Genomic DNA, 16,931 nt, shown 5'->3' on the forward strand with positions numbered 1-16,931 from the left:
AAACCACGCTCACACGGAGGGAGACCCATGGGCGGAAACAAGGACAGGAAGTCTGGCGCGAAGGACGCGAAGGCCGGCAAGCGGGATGGCGCGAAGGACGCGAAGGCCGGCAAGCGGGATGGCGCGAAGGACGCGAAAGCCGGCAAGCGGGATGGCGCGAAGGACGCGAAGGCCGGCAAGAAGGACGCGAAGGCCAGCAACAAGGAGGCTCGGAGCGCGCGCAAGAGGGATCGCGCGGGCGTGGATCCGGCGGCGCTCATCGCGGAGGCCCGCGCGGACGCGTTCACCGACGAGGCCCCCGAGCGCGCCTTCGCGCACTTCCGGCCGCTCGCCGAGCGCGTGCCGGCGGCGGATCTGCCCGTCTTCACCGGCCAGCCGCTGCTCATGCGCGCGAACGTCAGGGCCGCGCTCGACGCGCTCGAGCCGCACCTGCCGGCCGCCGTGAGCGCGCTGCGCGAGCCCAGGCTCAAGGAGGTCTTCGAGCTGCCGGCCCTGGTCATGGCGCTCGACTTCAGCGCGGTGCGCGTGCCGGTCGCGACGCTCAGCGCGGGGGACATCGACAGGATGCTGGCCGAAGGCGCGCCGTGGCGCGAGCTGATGCTGACTTACCTCGAGATGGCGTCGCACCCGCTGCTCGGCCTCTTGCCGCGCGAGCGTGTCGCGGCCGTGCGCGCGGGCTCGGGCAAGCTCGACAAGGCGCGCGACTTCGTCGCCCTCCCGGGGCTCTTCGCGGAGTTCTCCGGCGCGCTCGCCGGAAAGCACCCGTTCCCTGCGGACAAGCTCGACCTGCTCGCCACGCTGGGCGGCGCGCTGGTGCAGCAGGTGCGCCCAGGCAACGCCGCCGCCGCGGTGCCGAAGCGCACCGGAGAGTCGATCCTGCGCGACCAGCTCGCGGCGCTCGTGGCCGAGCGCTACGACCACCTCCAGGTGCTCGCGGCCGTCGCGCTCGGTAAGCGCAAGGCCGATGAGCTCTTGCCCGCGCTCCGCGCGGCGGTCGCGCTCGGCAGCAACGGGGCGGCCGAGGATGCGCCGGAGAGCGCGCCGGCGGAGGCGCTGGGAGGCGCGCCGGCCGAGATGACGGACGGATGACCGGGTAAGCGATGGGGAGGGGGCGCCGCGCGCTGCGCCGCCTCCCCGTCTTCAGCAGGCCCTGCGGCGGCCTGAGAACGTCGTCTGTTAGACTGGTGCCGTGGCGGCAGACCTCATCGACTTCGGCATCGAGCGCAGCCGCCACGAGCACTTCTTCGGTCGAGAGGACGTGCTCGCGGCCATCGATCGCCACCTCGACGGCGCGGGGGCGTCGGGCCGCTGGGTGCTCGTCACGGGCGGGCCCGGCATGGGCAAGAGCGCGATCCTCTCGCGATGGCTCGACGTGGAAGAGCAGCGCGGCCGCGGGGCGCCGCATCATTTCCTCCGGCGCGACGTGATGGACTGGGATCGCCCCGAGGCGGTCGCGCGCTCCCTGGCGGCGCAGATCGAGGCGCTCTACCCGGCGCAGAAGGACCCCGCGGCGCGGCCGGAGAGCCGCATGATCGAGCTCCTCGCCAGGGTGTCGAAGCGCGAGCTCGTGCCCCGCGGAGAGCGCCTGGTGCTCGTCCTCGACGGCCTCGACGAGGCGCGGAGCGATGGCGCCGGCCAGAACCCGCTGCCGGGCTTCTTGCCCTACGCGCTGCCGCCGCGCGTGCACGCGCTCTGCGCCTCGCGACCGCAGTACCCGCACCTCGCGTGGCTGGAGAGCCGCGGGAACGTGCGGCGCATCGATCTCGACGAGCCCGCGTGGGCAAGCTCGAACGAGCAGGCCTGCCGCGCATTCTGGCGCGATCAGGCGCCGCGGTTCGCGCCAAGGCTCGACCCGGGGCTCGTCGAGGAGGCGATCGCGCGGGCGCAGGGGAACCTGCTCTATGCGGTGAAGCTGCGGGAATGGCTTGACGAGCAGCCGCCGGAGCAGCGGCGGGTGGAGCGCCTGCCGAGAGGGCTGAAGGGGTTCCTGGAGCAGATCTGGCAGCAGCTCCGGAGCCTGCCGCGGGAGCAGTTCGGGCTCGTCGCGAACGGCTTGGGGTTGATCTGTGCGGCGCGGGAGGCGCTCCCGCTCGAGGAGATCGAGGAGGCGTGGGGGTGGAGCGACGTGGAGGACGGAGAGGACTTCCTTCGCGCAGCGCGGGCGCTGCTCCTGGAGGAGCCGGCGTCGTGGCGGGGCGTACGGGCGTACCGGCCGTATCACGAGGCGTTTCGCGAGTTCGTCGCGGAGAAGCTCGGGCCGAAGCGCATGGCCGAGCTGCACCAGCGGCTGCTGGAGACGACAGCGCGGTGGCCGGTGCCGGAGGGGGAGAGCGATTTCCGGAGGCGGTACGCTGCACGCCACGCGATCGCGCACGCGCTCGCGGCGGGCGCGCGGGATGCGGCGCGGGCGCTGTGCCGGGATTTGGGGCTGCTGGCGGCGCTTTGTCGCGAGGACGGGCCGGCGGCGCTCGAGGATGCGCTGCGGCTCGGCGCGAAGGAGCTCGGGGACGGCGAAGTAGACTTGCTGCACCGGGCGGTGCGGGTCGAATCGCACTGGCTTCGCGAGGAGGAGGAGGCGTTGCCGGAGCTGGTCTACAATCGGCTGCGCTCGGCCGGATGGGAGGCGGAGCGCATCGCGCGGACGCTGCACTTCCCCCGCGGCCTGCCGAAAATCCGGCTGCAGCATCCGGTACGGATGTGGACCGGAGAGGAGCGCACGCTGCACGGCCACTCCGATGGCGTCACGGCCTGCGCGATCAGCCCCGATGGCCAGCACATCGTCTCCGCCTCCATCGATAGCACGCTCAAGGTCTGGGACCTCGCGACCGGCAAGCTCCTCTCCACCCTCGAAGGCCACTCCGATGGCGTCACGGCCTGCTCGATCAGCCCCGATGGCCAGCGCATCGCCTCCTCCTCATACGATAGGACGCTCAAGGTCTGGGACCTCACGACCGGCAAGCTCCTCTCCACCATCGAAGGCCGCTCCGGTTGGGTCACTGCCTGCGTGATCAGCCCCGACGGTCAGCGCATCGTCTCCTCCTCATACAATAGCACGCTCAAGGTCTGGGACCTCACGACCGGCAAGCTCCTCTCCACCCTCGAAAGCCACTCCCGTGAGGTCACTGCCTGCGCGCTCAGCCCCGATGGCCAGCACATCGTCTCCGCCTCCACAGATAGCACGCTCAAGGTCTGGGACCTCGCGACCGGTAAGCACGTCTCCACCCTCGAAGGCCACTCCGATGGCGTCACGGCCTGCGTGCTCAGCCCCGATGGCCAACGCATCGTCTCCGCCTCCACAGATAGCACGCTCAAGGTCTGGGACCTCGCGACCGGCAAGCTCCTCTCCACCCTCGAAAGCCACTCCCGTGAGGTCACTGCCTGCGCGATCAGCCCCGATGGCCAGCGCATCGTCTCCGCCTCCAGAGATAGCACACTCAAGGTCTGGGACCTTGCGACCGGCAAGCTCCTCTCCACCCTCGAAGGCCACTCCCGTGAGGTCACTGCCTGCGCGATCAGCCCCGATGGCCAGCGTATCGTCTCCGCCTCCATCGATAGCACGCTCAAGGTCTGGGACCTCGCGACCGCCAAGGTCCTCTCCACCCTCGAAGGCCACTCCGGTTGGGTCACGGCCCGCGCGCTCAGCCCCGATGGCCAGCGCATCGTCTCCGCCTCCAACGACACGACGCTCAAGGTCTGGGACCTCTCGACCGGCAAGCTCCTCTCCACCCTCGAAGGCCACTCCGGTTTGATCACTGCCTACGCGCTCAGCCCCGATGGCCAGCGTATCGTCTCCGCCTCCATCGATAACACGCTCAAGGTCTGGGACCTCGCGACCGGCAAGCTCTTCTCTACCCTCCAAGGTCACGCCTATCCGGTCACTGCCTGCGCTCTCAGCCCCGATGGCCAGCGCATCGTCTTCGCCTCACACGATAGGACGCTCAAGGTCCGGGACCTCGCGACCGCCAAGGTCCTCTCCATCCTCCAAGGCCACTCCGATTGGGTCAATGCCTGCGCTCTCAGCCCCGATGGCCAGCGCATCGTCTCCGCCTCCGACACGACGCTCAAGGTCTGGGACCTCTCGACCGGCCAGCTCCTCTCCACCCTCGAAGGCCACTCCGTTTCGGTAAGTGCCTGCGCGTTCAGCCCCGATGGCCAGCGCATCGTCTCCGCCTCACACGATAGGACGCTCAAGGTCTGGGATGCGTCGACAAGGGAATGCCTGAATACGGTGCGCGGAGGCAGCGCATTCATCAGCGTGGCTGTATCGCAACAGATTCTCTGCGCAGGCGACGCGAACGGCAACCTCTGGCATCTCCATTTCCCGACCTCCGAACCTCAAGAGAAGCGCCTTCCTGCGAAGACGCCCGTCCGTCTCTTCTTCAGCTACTCCCACAGGGACGAGGCCCTCCGCGACGAGCTGGAGACCCATCTCGCCCTCCTCAAACGCGAGGGTCTCCTCCAGAGCTGGCACGACCGACGCATCGGCGCCGGCGACGACTGGGCTGGCCAGATCGACAGGAACCTCGACGAGGCCGAGGTGATCCTCCTCCTCGTCAGTGCCGACTTCCTCGCCTCCGACTACTGCTTCGACAAGGAGATGAAGCGCGCCCTCGCGCGCCACGACGCCGGCCAGGCCCGCGTCATCCCGGTCGTCCTACGGAAGACCGATTGGCACAGCGCGCCATTTGCCAGGTTCCAGGCGCTCCCGAAGGACGGAAGGCCGGTCACCCTCTGGCAGGACCGCGACGACGCCTGGACCGACGTGGCCCTCGGCATCCGTCGCGCCATCGAAAGGCTCCGAGGGCGCTCCGGGTAGCTCTCCCCGGCCACGTCCCTGGCTGCACCCCCTCGACCGGATGGCGACATGCTCGCCTGCCCCGCCGACCAGCCCCCCTCGTCAGCGCCGCCTCAAGTCGCCTCCCAGTCCTCCAGACGGAGCCCCGTAACGCGGGAGAACTCGGAGATGTTGTGGGTCACCAACGTGAGATCGTGGGCCAGCGCGATCGCCGCGATGAGCAGGTCGTTCGCTCCGATGGACTGCCCGCGTCCCTCAAGCTCGGCTCGAATGACGGCGTACCTCTCCGCGGCCACGTCGTCGAACGAGAGCGATCTGTAGCGAGCAAAGAAGGTTCGCTGGACGGTGAGATTCCGTTCGCGCCGCGCGCTCCGCTCCGACCCATAGAACATCTCCGCTTTGACGATGCTACACACGCAGATTTCCTCGTCTGGCGTCTCGGTCAGGCGGTCGATGAGCGCCGGTGACCGCTGGTTGAGGAATCGAATGCATGTGTTGCTGTCGAGGAGGTACTTCATTCGATGGGCAGCCGGGTCTCGGGGAGCGGTTGCACGGGACGCGCCATCGGATCATCCGACAGGGCGCCGGCCAGCGCCTCGATCTCGGCCCGCTTCTTGTCCACCGCCTCCGGCGGGGTTCGGGCTTCGTCGATCTCCTGCCAGACGAGCACGATCTCGACCCGGCGGTGAGGGGCGCCGATCGGAAGCTCGACGTGCACCGTGCCCTGCTCGTCGCTCTCGTACAGCTTGCGAACCGTATTCATCCAGGGTGCTCCTCCGGAACCATCAGAGTCGGCGATATTTCTAGCACGTGGAGCTGCCGGAGACGCAGCAGGCTCGGCCCGGTGGCTACCGGGGCTCCTCCCGCACCGGGTTGCCGTTCGAAGCGGTTCGCGCGTAGCTCGACCGTCCGACCGTTCTCGGCGGGCGTCGACGGACCTCATCGATGTCGGCGTCGAGCGCAGCTGCCACGAGCACTTCTCCGACATGTCTCCCGCCCCGGCGGCCAGCCGCTGGCCATGTCGCGACATGCCGGCCTGCCCCGCCGCCCAGCCCCTGGCCATGTTGCGACATGCCGGCCTGCCCCGCCCACCAGCCCCTGGCCATGTCGCGACATGCCCGCCCGCCCCGCCGACCGGCCCTCGCCCATGTTGCGACATGCCGGCCTGCCCCGCCGACACGCCCCCGGCCATGTCGCGACCTGCCCACCCGCCCCGCCGACCAGCCCTCCCCCACCTCCCATCCCCTCGCCCGCCCCACCCCTCGCCGCCCCTCACCGGTACGGCCCTCCCCGCCGCTCCCCCCGCATCTCGCGCGCCAGCGCCAGCATCGGCCGCAGCACCTCCCGCGCCGCCGCCGGATCCGCGAGCGGCCCCGCCATCACCACCGCGATCTCCCCAGGCGCCACCGCGACCCCCTCCTCCGCGCCCGCAACGCCCCCGAGGCGCGCCGCCTGCTCCAGGATCGCCCCCGCGATCCGCTGCTCCGCCGCCCTCCGGGGCCTGCCCGCGCCCGCGATCGGCGGATCCAGCCGCAGCGCGAGCCGCGTCCCCGTCGGCGCAGCCCCCTTGAACAGCGTCTCCACCTCGAACCCCGCCCCCTCGAACGTCCCCGAAAGCCGCATCGAACCGACCCGGAGCGCCCCGTCGCTCTCCTCCGCGAAGCGGCGCCACGCCGGCAGCCACGCGGCCATCGCCGCCGGCGGCGGAAGCGCCGCGCCGGCCTCCGCGACCGCCCGCGCGAGCGCGTCGACCGGCGCCAGGAACGCCGCGAGCTCCGGCTCGTCCAACGCCGCGGCGGCGCTCCACACCCACGCCTCAGCGTCGTCGACCTCGGCCCGGCCGAACGCGCTCAGCGCGCGACGCAGCGCGGGCGTGAGCGCCGCCAGCACCTGCGCCTCCTCCCGCCCCCGCACCCGGAAACGCCGATCGAAGCCGCTGTCCCCGGTCGCCACCCCGCCGAGCTCCAGCAGGGCACGCGGCCGCACGTCGAGATGCAGCCCCCAGGGCTCCGCGAACCGCACCATCGCGGCCAGGCCGCCCCACGACTCCCTCTCGGCCGGGACCACCGCCACCGCACACCCCGCGCGCACCCCGCAGAGCGCCAGCTCCCGCTCCGCGAGCGACAGCTCGATCCGCTGCCCCGCCCGCGACCAGAGCGCGCGCCAGCGATCCGCGCCGATGCGCGGCCGCTTCGCCTCGATCCCGGGGCGCGGCTCGAACATGTCGACGATCACCGGCACGCGGTGCAGCAGCCGGCCCTCCATGTGCTTGAACGCCATCTCCAGCACGTACTCCAGGGAGACCTCGCCGAAGCTGAAAGACGGCGCGAGATCGCGCGGCAGCGCGATGTGGAAGGGCACCTCCTGCCCCTCGGCGATCTTCGTGAGCTCCTGAAAGAACGAGAGCCGGCGGCGCTCGTTCGACCGGTCCCTCGTCCGATGGCGCTCGACGCTGACCAGCGCGACGTCGAGCGCGATCGGACGACTCCCGGCGTAACCGCGGAAGGCGACGGCCCCGGCCAGGATCTCACCCGGGGCGAACGTCCGGCCCGGCAACGACACCTCGAGGAAGGCGCCGCTCTCCGGCCCGCTCGCGCTGGTCAACGGCTCGTCCCTCGGCGCCTCCGCGATCGAGGGCCGGACGAGGATCTCCTTGCGCTCCGCGGCGTCGATCCACCACGGGATGGAGACGAGCGCGCCGACCTTGCAGCAGAAGGACGCGATGACGCCGGCGTGCGACGGCGGTACGTCGCCCGGCAGCGTGAACGAGACCCGGTAGCGATGATTCCCCGCGCCGAGCCGCCCCTTCCCGGCCACATCCACGCTGAGGACGAGCAGATCGCGAGACCCGGAGAAATTCCGGTCCTCGTCGGTGTTGCTCTGCACGGCGAGCGTGAGCTCCAGCGTCACGCGCACGAAGTTGATCGGCGTCTCCGCGGCGCAGTCGAGCGAGATCCCGACGTCGAACGTGTCGCCCGCGTGCACGACCCTGGGCACGCGGAGCGTGATGGCAGGACGACTCCTCATGGCCGCCTTCGAGCGTAAACGACCGCGACCCGGCGGGGCGCCCCTCTCCGCCCGGCGGGCGGCGACGCGGCGGGCCCTACCCGCCCTGCAGCGCCCCCCCGCCCCGCGCCATGTACGCCGCGAACAGCGCCGGCGCGAGCCGCTTCATCGCGCGCCGCGCCTCGATCACCGCCTCGCCGGACCGCCGCGCCTCCCGCGACGACGCCGCGGCGAGCGCCGCGACGAAGCGCCGCGCCATCGAGAGCGCCTCGCCCTGCCCGGGCGACCACGGCCGATCCGGCGCCCCTCCGGACGCGGCAGCGCCCCCGGCGCCCGCCTCGTCGAGCGCGATCGCGATCCCCACGGGCGGCGGCAGCACGCCGGTCACGATCCCGACGGGCGCCGACCACGCCGCCGGCTCGTCCTCGATCTCGAGCTCGTAGCGCGCGACGTCGGGCAGGCCGCGCACCGCCTCGTCGCGCGCCGACGCGAGCGCCGCGTCGAACGGATCGCCGAGGAGCGCCTCCAGGTAGAACCGCCGCGCCGCGGGCTCGCCGAGCGACGTCGCGGCGTCGCCGAGCAGGAACAGCGCGCGCGCGCTCCGCCGCGCCTCCACCGCGCGCAGCAGCGAGGCGTGCGCCTCGGGCACGTCACCCGCCGCGAGCCAGTAATACCCGGGAGGCTGCCCCTCGAGCCGGCCGTCGTCGCCCTCCGCCGCGCGGAGCGCCGCCGCCACGCGGCCGAGGAGCACGCGGCGCAGCGACGCAGAGGCGCCGCTCTCGCGCTCGAGGCCGCGCGCGATCTCGAGCAGCGCGGCCGCCGGCGCGGCGGAGCCCAGGGCCCGCGCGAGCTTCCGCTCGAGCGCGGCGATCCGCTCGGACTGGCGGCGGATGTCGGCGTCGGCCGGGTGGAGCGCCGCGAGCTCCGCGAGCATCCGCCGCGCCTCGCCGAGCTCCCCGGCGGCGATCGCCCCGGCCGCGCGCGAGAGCCGCAGCGTGCGCTGCGCGAACAGGTCGAGCTGCCCCGCGGGCGCGCCGTCACCAGGCGGCGGGCCGGCGGCGCCGTCGAGCAGGCCAGGCTCCGCCGGGAGCGCGCGGCCTTCGAAGAGGGAGAGCTGTCGCATCTCGAGATCGGGCTCCGCGCAGGCACCTGACCCTACCTCGAGCGACGCAAGGCCGAGGGCATTGCATCGACAGGAGTCCGTTTGCCACCCGACAGCCGCAGTCGAGCGGCCCCGCTCGGCGCGACAGCGGCGCTCCGCGAAGCGCGCGGCGCACCTCGTCAGCAGCGCGCGGTGCTGCGCCGAGAGAGGCGCGTGAGCTCTCCTACTCGGCCGCCTCGCTCAGCCGCTCCGGCGCGAGCTCGAGCGCGCAGGCGTCGTCCGCTGCGCGGGCGCCGGCCGCGCGCTCGCGGAAGCGCGCCTCGCCCTCGACGCGGCGGAGCTCGTCCGCGAGGGCCGGCGCCGGGTCGCAGGCGATGCCGCGCGCCGCCCGCGCGAGCGCCGCGCCAGGGTCGCCGACCGAGAGCGCCTGCCGCGCCGCCTCGAGGTACGCCGCGGCCGCGCGCGCAGGATCGCCGCCGCGCTCGAAGTGCTCGGCCAGCGCCATGGGATCGGCCTCGCCGCGCTCCGCGAGGAAGCCGCCCGCGAGCGCGTGGCCGAGCCGCCGGTCGCCCTCGGTCAGCATGGCATAGGCAGCCTCCCGGAGGAGCGCGTGGCGGAAGCGGTACACGGCGCCGCCGCCCGCGCCGCCCGCGCCGCCCGCGCCGCCCGCGCCGCCCGCGCCGCCCGCGCCGAGCCGCACGACCGCCCCGCGCCGCGCGAGCTCGTCGAGCGCGCGCGCGACGTCCGCGCCGCCCACGAGCGCGGCGACCCCCGCCTCGGAGAACGCCTCGCCGAAGACGCTCGCGGCACGGAGCGCCCGGCGCGCCTCCGGATCGAGCGCGTCGAGATCCGACTGCACCATCGCGAGCACCGTCTCCGGCGGCGCCGAGATCCTCCCGCGGGCAGCGGCGCGGATCTGCTCCTCCAAGCAAAACGCGTTGCCGTCGGCGCGCTCGACGATCGCCCGCACGAGGTCCGCGCTCGCCCGGGCGCCGAGCGCCTCCCGCACGAGCCGCTCGCCGCCCGCCGGCGCGAGCGGCGGGAGGCAGACCTCCCTGCGCAGGTGCGGCCCCCAGAGCCCCGGGAAGATCTCGCGCACGCCGGGCCGCGCCAGCGCGAGCACCGCGAACGGCCGGCCCCGCAAGCGGCGCAGCGCCGCGTCGACCAGCGCCACGGTCGGCGGATCGCCCCAGTGCAGGTCGTCGAGCACGAGGAGCACCGGCCGCGCGGCGCACTCGGCGTCGAGGAAGGCCTCCCAGGCGAGGCGGAGCTCGTCGCTCGAGATCGGCGGGCGCCGCGCCGGATCGAGCCGCGCGTCGCCGCCGTCCGGCGGCGGGGCGCCCGCGAGCTCGCCGAGCAAGGGCGAGATGCGCGCGCCCGCGGCGGCGCCGCCGCGACGCGCGGCGCGCGCGCGGAGCTTGCGCCGCCGCGCGGCGATCGGCTCGCCGTCGCGGAGGCCGAGCCCGCTGCGGAGCGCGCGCTGGAGCAGGCCGAAGGCGGAGCCCGCGCTCATCGGGTCGGCCTGGCCGATCCACACCTCGAGGGGCTCGCCGCGCGCCCGGAGCGCGCGGACGAGCTCGTAGCCGAGCCGCGACTTGCCCGCCCCGGCCGCGCCCGTCACGAGCACCGCGCCCGGCGCCCTGCGGCGGAGGCAGGCGTCGACCTCGGCCTCGACCAGGCCGAGCTCGCGCTCGCGGCCGACGTACGGCGTCGGCCGCCCGAGGAGCGCGGGCGGCGCGTCGAGCGCCTCCTCGCGGGCGCCGTACAGCCAGCACCCCGACGCGTCCCGGGTCGCGCCGAACCGCGCGCCGAGCAGGCCCGCGGTCATGTCGTCGATGCGGATGGCCGCCGGGCGGTGCGGATCGCGCGAGCCCTGGACGAGCTGCACAAGGCGGTCGATCACCGCGCCGACCGGCAGCCGCGCCGCGACCTCGGCCCGGCCGGTGACGAGCGAGAGCCGCGCGCCGCCGAGCAGCTCCCGGAGCGAGAGCGCGCAGCTCGCCGCCTGGGCCGCGAGATCGGCGGGCGCGGAGAGCCCCGAGAGCGTGACGAGCAGCCACCGCGCCTCCAGGAGCTCGATCCGGCCGCGGTGGCGCTCGACGATCTCCCGGATGGCGCGCGATCGGCCCTCGTCCGCGGTCTCCGAGAGGGTCGCCTCGGCGTCGGCCTCGTCCTCGTCCTCACGCGCGAGGATGAGGCACATGACCCGCCGCTCGCTGGCCGTGATCTCGCGCGCGCGGGGCGGCGGGTGGGACGACGAGGGCTGCGACCACGGCGGCAGGCCGCCGCCCGGGCGCCTGTCGAGCGCCTCCGCGGCGAGCGCCGCCGCGACCGCGCCGCCGTCGCGCGGGCGGGCCTCGCGGGCCTTCGACAGCATCCGCGCGACGAGCCGATCGAGGCCGGACGGGACGTCGCCGCGGAGCTCCCTGAGCCGCGGCGGCTCCTCGAGGAGGACCTTCATGAGCACCGAGAGCGGGTCGCCGCCGGCGAAGGCGGCGCGCCCGGTCAGGCACTCGAAGAGCACGCTGCCGAGCGCGAAGACGTCGGCGCGCGCGTCGATCTGCGGCTCGCCGCGGGCCTGCTCCGGGGCCATGTACTGCGGCGTGCCGCGGATCTCGCCGAGCGTCGGGAACTCCTCCTCGTCCCCGGAGAAGCGCGCGGCGCCGAAGTCGATGAGCCGGGCGCGCTCGAGGTCGCCGCCCTCGAGGAGGAGGTTGCCCGGCTTCACGTCGCAGTGCACGAAGCCGAGGCGGTGGACGGCGGCGAGCGTCTCGGCCACGCGGGCGGCGAGCGTCAGGCCCTCGGCGATCGTGAGCGGCGCGCGATCGAGCCGCTCCGAGAGGGTCTCGCCCTCGATCCACTCCATCGCGAGGTAGAGCCGGCCTCCCGCGGTCGCGCCGTGCGCGACGTAGCGGGCGACGCCGGGGATCGGGAGCGTCGCGAGGGCGAGCGCCTCGCGCGCGAGGGCGCCGAGCGCCGGGGTCGCGGCCGTCTGCAGGAGCTTGAGCGCGACCTTCGCGCCGGACCGGAGGTCGCGCGCGCGGTACACGCGCGCCGTCGCGCCCGAGGCGGCGTGCTCCTCGACCTCGAACCGGTCGTCGACGACCTCACCTGACCGCATCGAGCTGACGCGCTCCTCTCGGGCGCACGGCGCGCTTCTCTACAGCGTGCCAGCTGCGCGCGTCCGGCGTCCACTGCCACCTGCCGCGACGCCGCGCGACGTGGCGCGGCGCGCGTGCCGGCACACCATCGCGGCCTACGTCGTCGCGCAAGGGCGGCGTCCGCGTCGGTGCCGCGTGCACGCTGGCGCACCTCCGCGGCGCGAGCGCGAGAGCGCCGCACGCGCGCCGCCGGCGACCGGGTCAGCGCGGCGCGACGCCCGCGGCCTCGCCCCCGGCGCGGCGCCGCAGCACCACGTACCGGAGGTGCGGCACGCCGCTCACCGCCGCGGGCGCGAACTCCTCGCCGGCGCCGGGCAGGCGCGCGAGGTGCTGCTCCACCCCGCGCGCGAAGCGCGAGGCGGTCCACGGCGAGGCGAGCGCCTGCCCCTCGGCGAGCAGCAGCACGAGCGCGTCCACCCCGCGCGCGTCGAGCAGCGCGCCGGGGATCCGCTTCGTGGTGTGCCCGCCGGGCAGCGCCGCGATCGCCGGATCCGTGACGCCCGCGAGATCCACGAGCGTCGCGCCCGTCGCGGCGCCGAGCCAGCCGATGTCGAGCGCCGCGACGACCTCGGCCCCGGCGAGCGCGCCGCGGAGCTCCTCGATCACGCGCAGCCGATCGCCGCCGACGCGCGCGGCGGTCGGCCCGACGCGGATCATCACGAAGAGCTGCCCGGCGAGCGCGAGCGCGATCCGGAGCGCCGTGGCGCGCGCGCCCGCGGCCGAGGCGACGTGGGCCGCCGCGAGCACGACCGCGGGCAGCGCCGGCACGACGAGCCGCGACAGCGGCATCCAGTCGCCGCCCGCCGTCGCGACCGCGAGGAAGTGCACGGCGACCGCCGCGAGCAGCCCGCGCGGCCACGCCGGGAGCGCGCGCCACGCGACCGGCGCGATCAGCGCCACCGGCCCGGTCAGGAGGAAGCACGCGAGCGCGTACCGGGCCCCGAGCGCCGCGTCCGGCGCCTTGGCGAGCGCGGCGAGCGGCGCCGCGCGCCCGAAGATCGCGAGCCGCGCCGCGGCCACCGCGACGAAGGGCAGGCCCGCGAGGGCGAGCGCGGCGAGCGCGCGGGCCCCCGCGGGCACAGGCGGCGCGGCGCCTGCGCCGCCGGCGCGCGGGGCCGCCAGGGCCGCGAGCGCGACGACGAGCGCGAACGGCAGGAGCTCCGGCCGGAGCGCCGCCGCCGCCCCGGCGCAGGCCGCGCCGGCGAGCGCCCAGCCGAGCGCCGGCAGCGCGACCGCGAGGGCGCCGAGCGCCGCGACGACGCCGGTCTCCATGCCCGCCGCGGACCAGGCCGCGAGCGGCGCCGACGCCGGCACGAGCGCGAGCGCCGCGAAGCGCGCCGGCCTGCCGGAGGCCCGGTCGACCGCGAGCGCCAGCGCTCCGGCGGCGAGCGTCCACGCGGCGACGCCGATCGCCTTCGCGGCCGCGAGCGCGGCGAGCGGGCCTCCGGCCGCGAACGGCGCGAGCGCGAACGCCCACCCGAGCGGGGTCACGCCGTCGGTCACCGGCCCGGCCGCGTTGAAGCGGTAGCCCAGCCCGCGCGCGAGGTGGTGCGCGTAGCGCGCCGTGATCAGCGCGTCGTCGACCGTGAACCCCGAGAGCGCGAGCGCCGGGAGCAGCGCCGCGAGGGCGCCGGCGAGCGCGACGAGCAGCGAGCGCCTCCGCCCGGTCACGCGGCCCGTGCGTCCGCGCCGCACTCGAAGCACGAGGACCGCACGCCCGTCCTGGACCGGCGTTACGAGCTCTGCCGCGCGCGCTTCATCGAGGACGCATCCCCGGAGGCGCCGATGCTCGGGCTGCGCGGCCTTCTTCACGGCCGGCGATCCTGGGACAGGCGCACGAAGGACGCAATCGCGCTCGCCTGTCCGCAGCCGCGCAAACGCGCGGGCGAGCGTGCACGCGAGAGCGCGGACGTACGGCCGCGTGCACGCGCGAACGTCGAGAACGCCCGGGCGCGCCGCGCATCTCGCGCGGCGGACAGCGGCGGTGACGCTGCGCCTCGTGGCAGCCATGCGCCCTCGTGGACGGTATAGTTTCTCGCATGGCACTTCCCGCCGCGCTCCTGGCCGCCGTCGAGCGGCATTCCTGTTTCACCGGCTGCTATCGCAGCGAATCGGAAGTCCAGGTCTGCATCGATCCGGCGCAGGCGCTCATGCCGACGGTGCCTGTCTGCTGCAGCGATTGCCTGAACTTCCACCCGGCGGCGCTCGTGAGCCTCCTGCCGCTCGGCATGACGTCGTACGCGCTGGCGAACGCGCTGACGGCCCACGTCCGCTCCCTGCGCGGGTACAAGTGGGCGACCGGCGGTTATCACACCGCGGGCACCGGCTTCTGGCTCAACGCCGCCTACTACGGCAACGGGCTCTTCCTCGTCGACGCCGCGCGCAACCGCAACGCGCGGACCGACGTCGACATGCTGATCGAGGCGTTCCAGCACGGCATCGTCCAGCCGGAGGACCCGCGCATGCTCGACCCGGCGCTCTACACGACCGAGCTCGCCTACATCAACATGTCGAGGCCCATCCTGCCGGTCCGCAGCAAGCAGGATCTCCTGGCCTCCCCGCAGCGCAGCGCCACGCCGAGGCAGGGGTTCTCGCGCGTGTCGATCGTGGAGTTCCAGCCGCTCGCCGCGGCCGGCGTCGCCGCGGGCGCGCAGCCGGCGAAGCCGGCGCCCCCGCCCCGCGAGCTCAAGCTCGGCGACACGTGCCCGACGTGCGGCGCCGCGGTCATGGAGCGGCCGCTGTTCTCCGGCACCTTCGTCGGCTGCCTCTGCTGAGCGCGGCCGCCTGGCCCGGTCGCGGGGACGGCGGCGCGGCCGCCTGGCCCGGTCGCGGGGACGGCGGCGCGGTCGCGCGGACCGGTCACGGGGACAGCGGGGCGGTCGCGCGCCACACGGTGCCGCCGGTCGCCGGATCGATCGCGCGCAGCGCGGCGCCGCTCACCGCGGCGCCGCTCACGACGTACACGTAGGGGCCCGCGGCCTTCACCGCCGCGATCCGATCGCCGAGGTAGCCCGCCGCGCGCTCGTACCGGCTGGCCCCGGTCGCGGGATCGAGGGCGATGATCCGCAGCTCCGCGCCCCCGACGACATCGACGCCGACGACGATGGCGGCGCCGCCGCTCGCGACGAGGAAGAGGTCCGGCCGCCCGCCGGAGAGCGGCGCGCGCACCGGGAGCTCTTTCTTCCAGAGCGACGCGCCGCCGCGCCGCCCCTCGGCCGAGAGCCGCGGCGGCCCCTCGGTCGGCGCCGTGAGCGCGACCTCCACGTCGCCGACGTGGACCACCTGGGGGTTCTTCTTGCGCTCCCAGAATTGCCCCGTGATCGCCGACGGCGGCGGCGCGGTCGGGCAGTCGGCCACCTCGCCCCCGCCGAGCTTGATCCCGGTCGACGTGCCGTCCTTCATCACGACGGTCGCGCAGCCCTCGCCGGCCGCGACCTCGTCGGGGGGCCCGGGCAGGCTCGCTGCCCAGCGCGGCTTGCCCGTGCGGGCGTCGAGCGCGTGCAGCGTGGCGCTCTCCCCGCCGGCGAGCACCGTGCTCTGGTCGGGGCAGGCGAGCGCGTCCGGCCGGTCGAGGTCCGACGACGACCAGATCCCCTGCCCGCTGCGCCCATCGACGGCGACCACCCGCCCGCGCGTCTTGCCGTCCTGCCACAGCACCGGGTCGGGCGCGTCGTCGCCGTTCGCGTCCACGAAGCAGAGCGCGTCGAGCTGCGTCGTGAGCTGGCGCGCGCGGGGGGCGGCCTCCTTCGGCGGCTCGACGCGCGCGAAGAACATCACCGCGAAGCCGGCCCCCACCGCCGCCATCGCCACGGCGAGGAGCGCCTTCACCGCCCGGGGCGGCCCCGGGGCCGGCGCGGGCGCGGGGCTGCCCGGCAGTGCGGCCGGCGCGGGCGCGGGGGTGCCCGGCAGTGCGGCCGGCGCGCCCGCCACGCCGGGGTTCTCGGCGCCGCAGCGCGGACACGTGATCCCATGACGGCTTGCCTCCAGCGAGGCACCACAGCTCCTGCAGGGCCGCATCGCGCCAGTCTATCGCCGCGGGGCGCCCGCGATCGAGAGCGACGGCGCGCGGCGCGGCGGCGAGCGCGCGGCCGGGCAGCGTCCTCGGCCGGGGCCCTGACCCGATGCTCCTATTTTGCCCACAGGAGGGAGAGATCGAGCTCGATGACAAGGCACGCCAGCGCGGCGGCCCGCTACGCCCAGAGCACCGAGAGGTCGAGCTCGATGGCGTCGAACGGCTCGACGCGGACCCGCGCGGCGTCGCGGTGGACCATCGCAGGCCCCCAGCGACGATCCTCGCCCAGCACGTAGACCTCGAGCGTGCGCGCGATCGGGTCGACCAGCCACGCGTGCCGGACGCCCTCGCGCGCGTAAATCGGCATCTTCTCGTCGCGGTCAACCTCCTCGGTCGACGGGCTCAGGACCTCGCAGATCCAGTCCGGGGCGAGCTCGAAGTAGGCCGTTTGGGGCAGCTCGGGCATGCGCTCGACGCGCCAGCCCGCGAGGTCGGGCACGAGCGCATCGATCTCGCCGGGCGCATTCGGATCGGAGAAGTGGAGCTCGGGCTCGTCCAGGATGTGCCAGCCGCCGGGTCCGCCCTCGCCCAGATCGAAGGGGCCGGACAGCTTCCCCCCGAGCCTGGACGACGCCCGTGCATGTCGTGGTGCCGGCCGAGGAAACACGTGCAAGGTACCGCGGACGAGCTCCGCCACCTTGTTCGGCGGGACGGCTTCGAGGTCGGCGTACGTCGCGCGGCGGGGCTTCTCGGCGGGCTGGCCCATGGACGAAGCCTGCCCGGTGCGCCGCGGGGCGGCAACGCGGCGCGGAGCGAGCGCCAGCGGCAAGCGCCGGCAAGGGCGGGAGCAACGGC

The 16,931-nt window shown here is 74.8% G+C and carries 11 protein-coding genes; 3 read left to right on the forward strand and 8 right to left on the reverse strand.

Translation table 11 applies throughout. From position 1 onward, the window contains the following. Positions 1 to 27: 27 nt before the first annotated feature. Together WMF33_RS21825 and WMF33_RS21830 are read left to right on the forward strand one after the other, a co-directional pair. Positions 28 to 1,089, forward strand: coding sequence for a hypothetical protein (locus tag WMF33_RS21825; protein WP_437338945.1), 1,062 nt, complete (start codon positions 28 to 30; stop codon positions 1,087 to 1,089). A 100-nt stretch (positions 1,090 to 1,189) separates the two neighbouring features. Then, a complete protein-coding gene (locus WMF33_RS21830; RefSeq protein ID WP_437338946.1) occupies positions 1,190 to 4,816 on the forward strand; it encodes a TIR domain-containing protein in 3,627 nt (1,208 codons plus the stop codon). 92 nt (positions 4,817 to 4,908) lie between these two features. Here WMF33_RS21830 and vapC read toward each other — a convergent pair whose 3' ends face one another. From vapC to WMF33_RS21860, 6 genes are all read right to left on the reverse strand, one after another. Beyond that, positions 4,909 to 5,313, reverse strand: coding sequence for a type II toxin-antitoxin system tRNA(fMet)-specific endonuclease VapC (gene vapC / locus WMF33_RS21835; protein ID WP_437338947.1), 405 nt, complete (start codon positions 5,311 to 5,313; stop codon positions 4,909 to 4,911). Then, on the reverse strand, positions 5,310 to 5,558 hold the full coding sequence (locus WMF33_RS21840; RefSeq protein WP_437338948.1) for a hypothetical protein: 249 nt from the start codon (positions 5,556 to 5,558) through the stop codon (positions 5,310 to 5,312). The genes vapC and WMF33_RS21840 overlap by 4 nt, the downstream gene beginning before the upstream one ends. Before the next feature lie 509 nt (positions 5,559 to 6,067). Then, positions 6,068 to 7,822, reverse strand: coding sequence for a hypothetical protein (locus WMF33_RS21845; RefSeq protein ID WP_437338949.1), 1,755 nt, complete (start codon positions 7,820 to 7,822; stop codon positions 6,068 to 6,070). A gap of 76 nt (positions 7,823 to 7,898) precedes the next feature. Continuing rightward, on the reverse strand, positions 7,899 to 8,924 hold the full coding sequence (locus WMF33_RS21850) for a hypothetical protein (protein WP_437338950.1): 1,026 nt from the start codon (positions 8,922 to 8,924) through the stop codon (positions 7,899 to 7,901). A gap of 202 nt (positions 8,925 to 9,126) precedes the next feature. Then, positions 9,127 to 12,024 carry a serine/threonine-protein kinase gene (locus tag WMF33_RS21855; protein ID WP_437338951.1) on the reverse strand — a complete coding sequence of 966 codons (2,898 nt, stop codon included), beginning with the start codon at positions 12,022 to 12,024 and terminating at the stop codon, positions 9,127 to 9,129. A 241-nt stretch (positions 12,025 to 12,265) separates the two neighbouring features. Continuing rightward, positions 12,266 to 13,759 carry a hypothetical protein gene (locus WMF33_RS21860; protein WP_437338952.1) on the reverse strand — a complete coding sequence of 498 codons (1,494 nt, stop codon included), beginning with the start codon at positions 13,757 to 13,759 and terminating at the stop codon, positions 12,266 to 12,268. A 344-nt stretch (positions 13,760 to 14,103) separates the two neighbouring features. On the opposite strand from WMF33_RS21860, the gene WMF33_RS21865 reads away from it, so the two are divergent. Beyond that, positions 14,104 to 14,838 (forward strand): hypothetical protein, encoded by a 735-nt coding sequence (locus WMF33_RS21865; RefSeq protein ID WP_437338953.1) that lies wholly within the window; start codon positions 14,104 to 14,106, stop codon positions 14,836 to 14,838. Between the two features lie 85 nt (positions 14,839 to 14,923). On the opposite strand, the gene WMF33_RS21870 is transcribed toward WMF33_RS21865, so the two are convergent. Both WMF33_RS21870 and WMF33_RS21875 read right to left on the reverse strand, forming a co-directional pair. Beyond that, positions 14,924 to 15,994, reverse strand: a complete 1,071-nt coding sequence (locus WMF33_RS21870; protein WP_437338954.1) for an outer membrane protein assembly factor BamB family protein — start codon at positions 15,992 to 15,994, stop codon at positions 14,924 to 14,926. Between the two features lie 260 nt (positions 15,995 to 16,254). Beyond that, the gene (locus tag WMF33_RS21875) at positions 16,255 to 16,842 is read right to left on the reverse strand and encodes a Uma2 family endonuclease (protein WP_437338955.1); all 588 of its coding nucleotides are present in this window, start codon (positions 16,840 to 16,842) and stop codon (positions 16,255 to 16,257) included. Between the last annotated feature and the right edge of the window lie 89 nt (positions 16,843 to 16,931).

It is taken from the genome of Sorangium sp. So ce394 (genome assembly GCF_051474665.1).
Lineage (GTDB): Bacteria > Myxococcota_A > Polyangia > Polyangiales > Polyangiaceae > Sorangium > Sorangium cellulosum_D.

Coding starts and splice junctions, on each gene's coding strand:
- WMF33_RS21825 (WP_437338945.1), top strand. CDS start 28: ATGGGCGGAAACAAGGACAGGAAGTCTGGCGCGAAGGACGCGAAGGCC.
- WMF33_RS21875 (WP_437338955.1), bottom strand. CDS start 16,842: ATGGGCCAGCCCGCCGAGAAGCCCCGCCGCGCGACGTACGCCGACCTC.
- vapC (WP_437338947.1), bottom strand. CDS start 5,313: ATGAAGTACCTCCTCGACAGCAACACATGCATTCGATTCCTCAACCAG.
- WMF33_RS21850 (WP_437338950.1), bottom strand. CDS start 8,924: ATGCGACAGCTCTCCCTCTTCGAAGGCCGCGCGCTCCCGGCGGAGCCT.
- WMF33_RS21865 (WP_437338953.1), top strand. CDS start 14,104: ATGGCACTTCCCGCCGCGCTCCTGGCCGCCGTCGAGCGGCATTCCTGT.
- WMF33_RS21840 (WP_437338948.1), bottom strand. CDS start 5,558: ATGAATACGGTTCGCAAGCTGTACGAGAGCGACGAGCAGGGCACGGTG.
- WMF33_RS21855 (WP_437338951.1), bottom strand. CDS start 12,024: ATGCGGTCAGGTGAGGTCGTCGACGACCGGTTCGAGGTCGAGGAGCAC.
- WMF33_RS21845 (WP_437338949.1), bottom strand. CDS start 7,822: ATGAGGAGTCGTCCTGCCATCACGCTCCGCGTGCCCAGGGTCGTGCAC.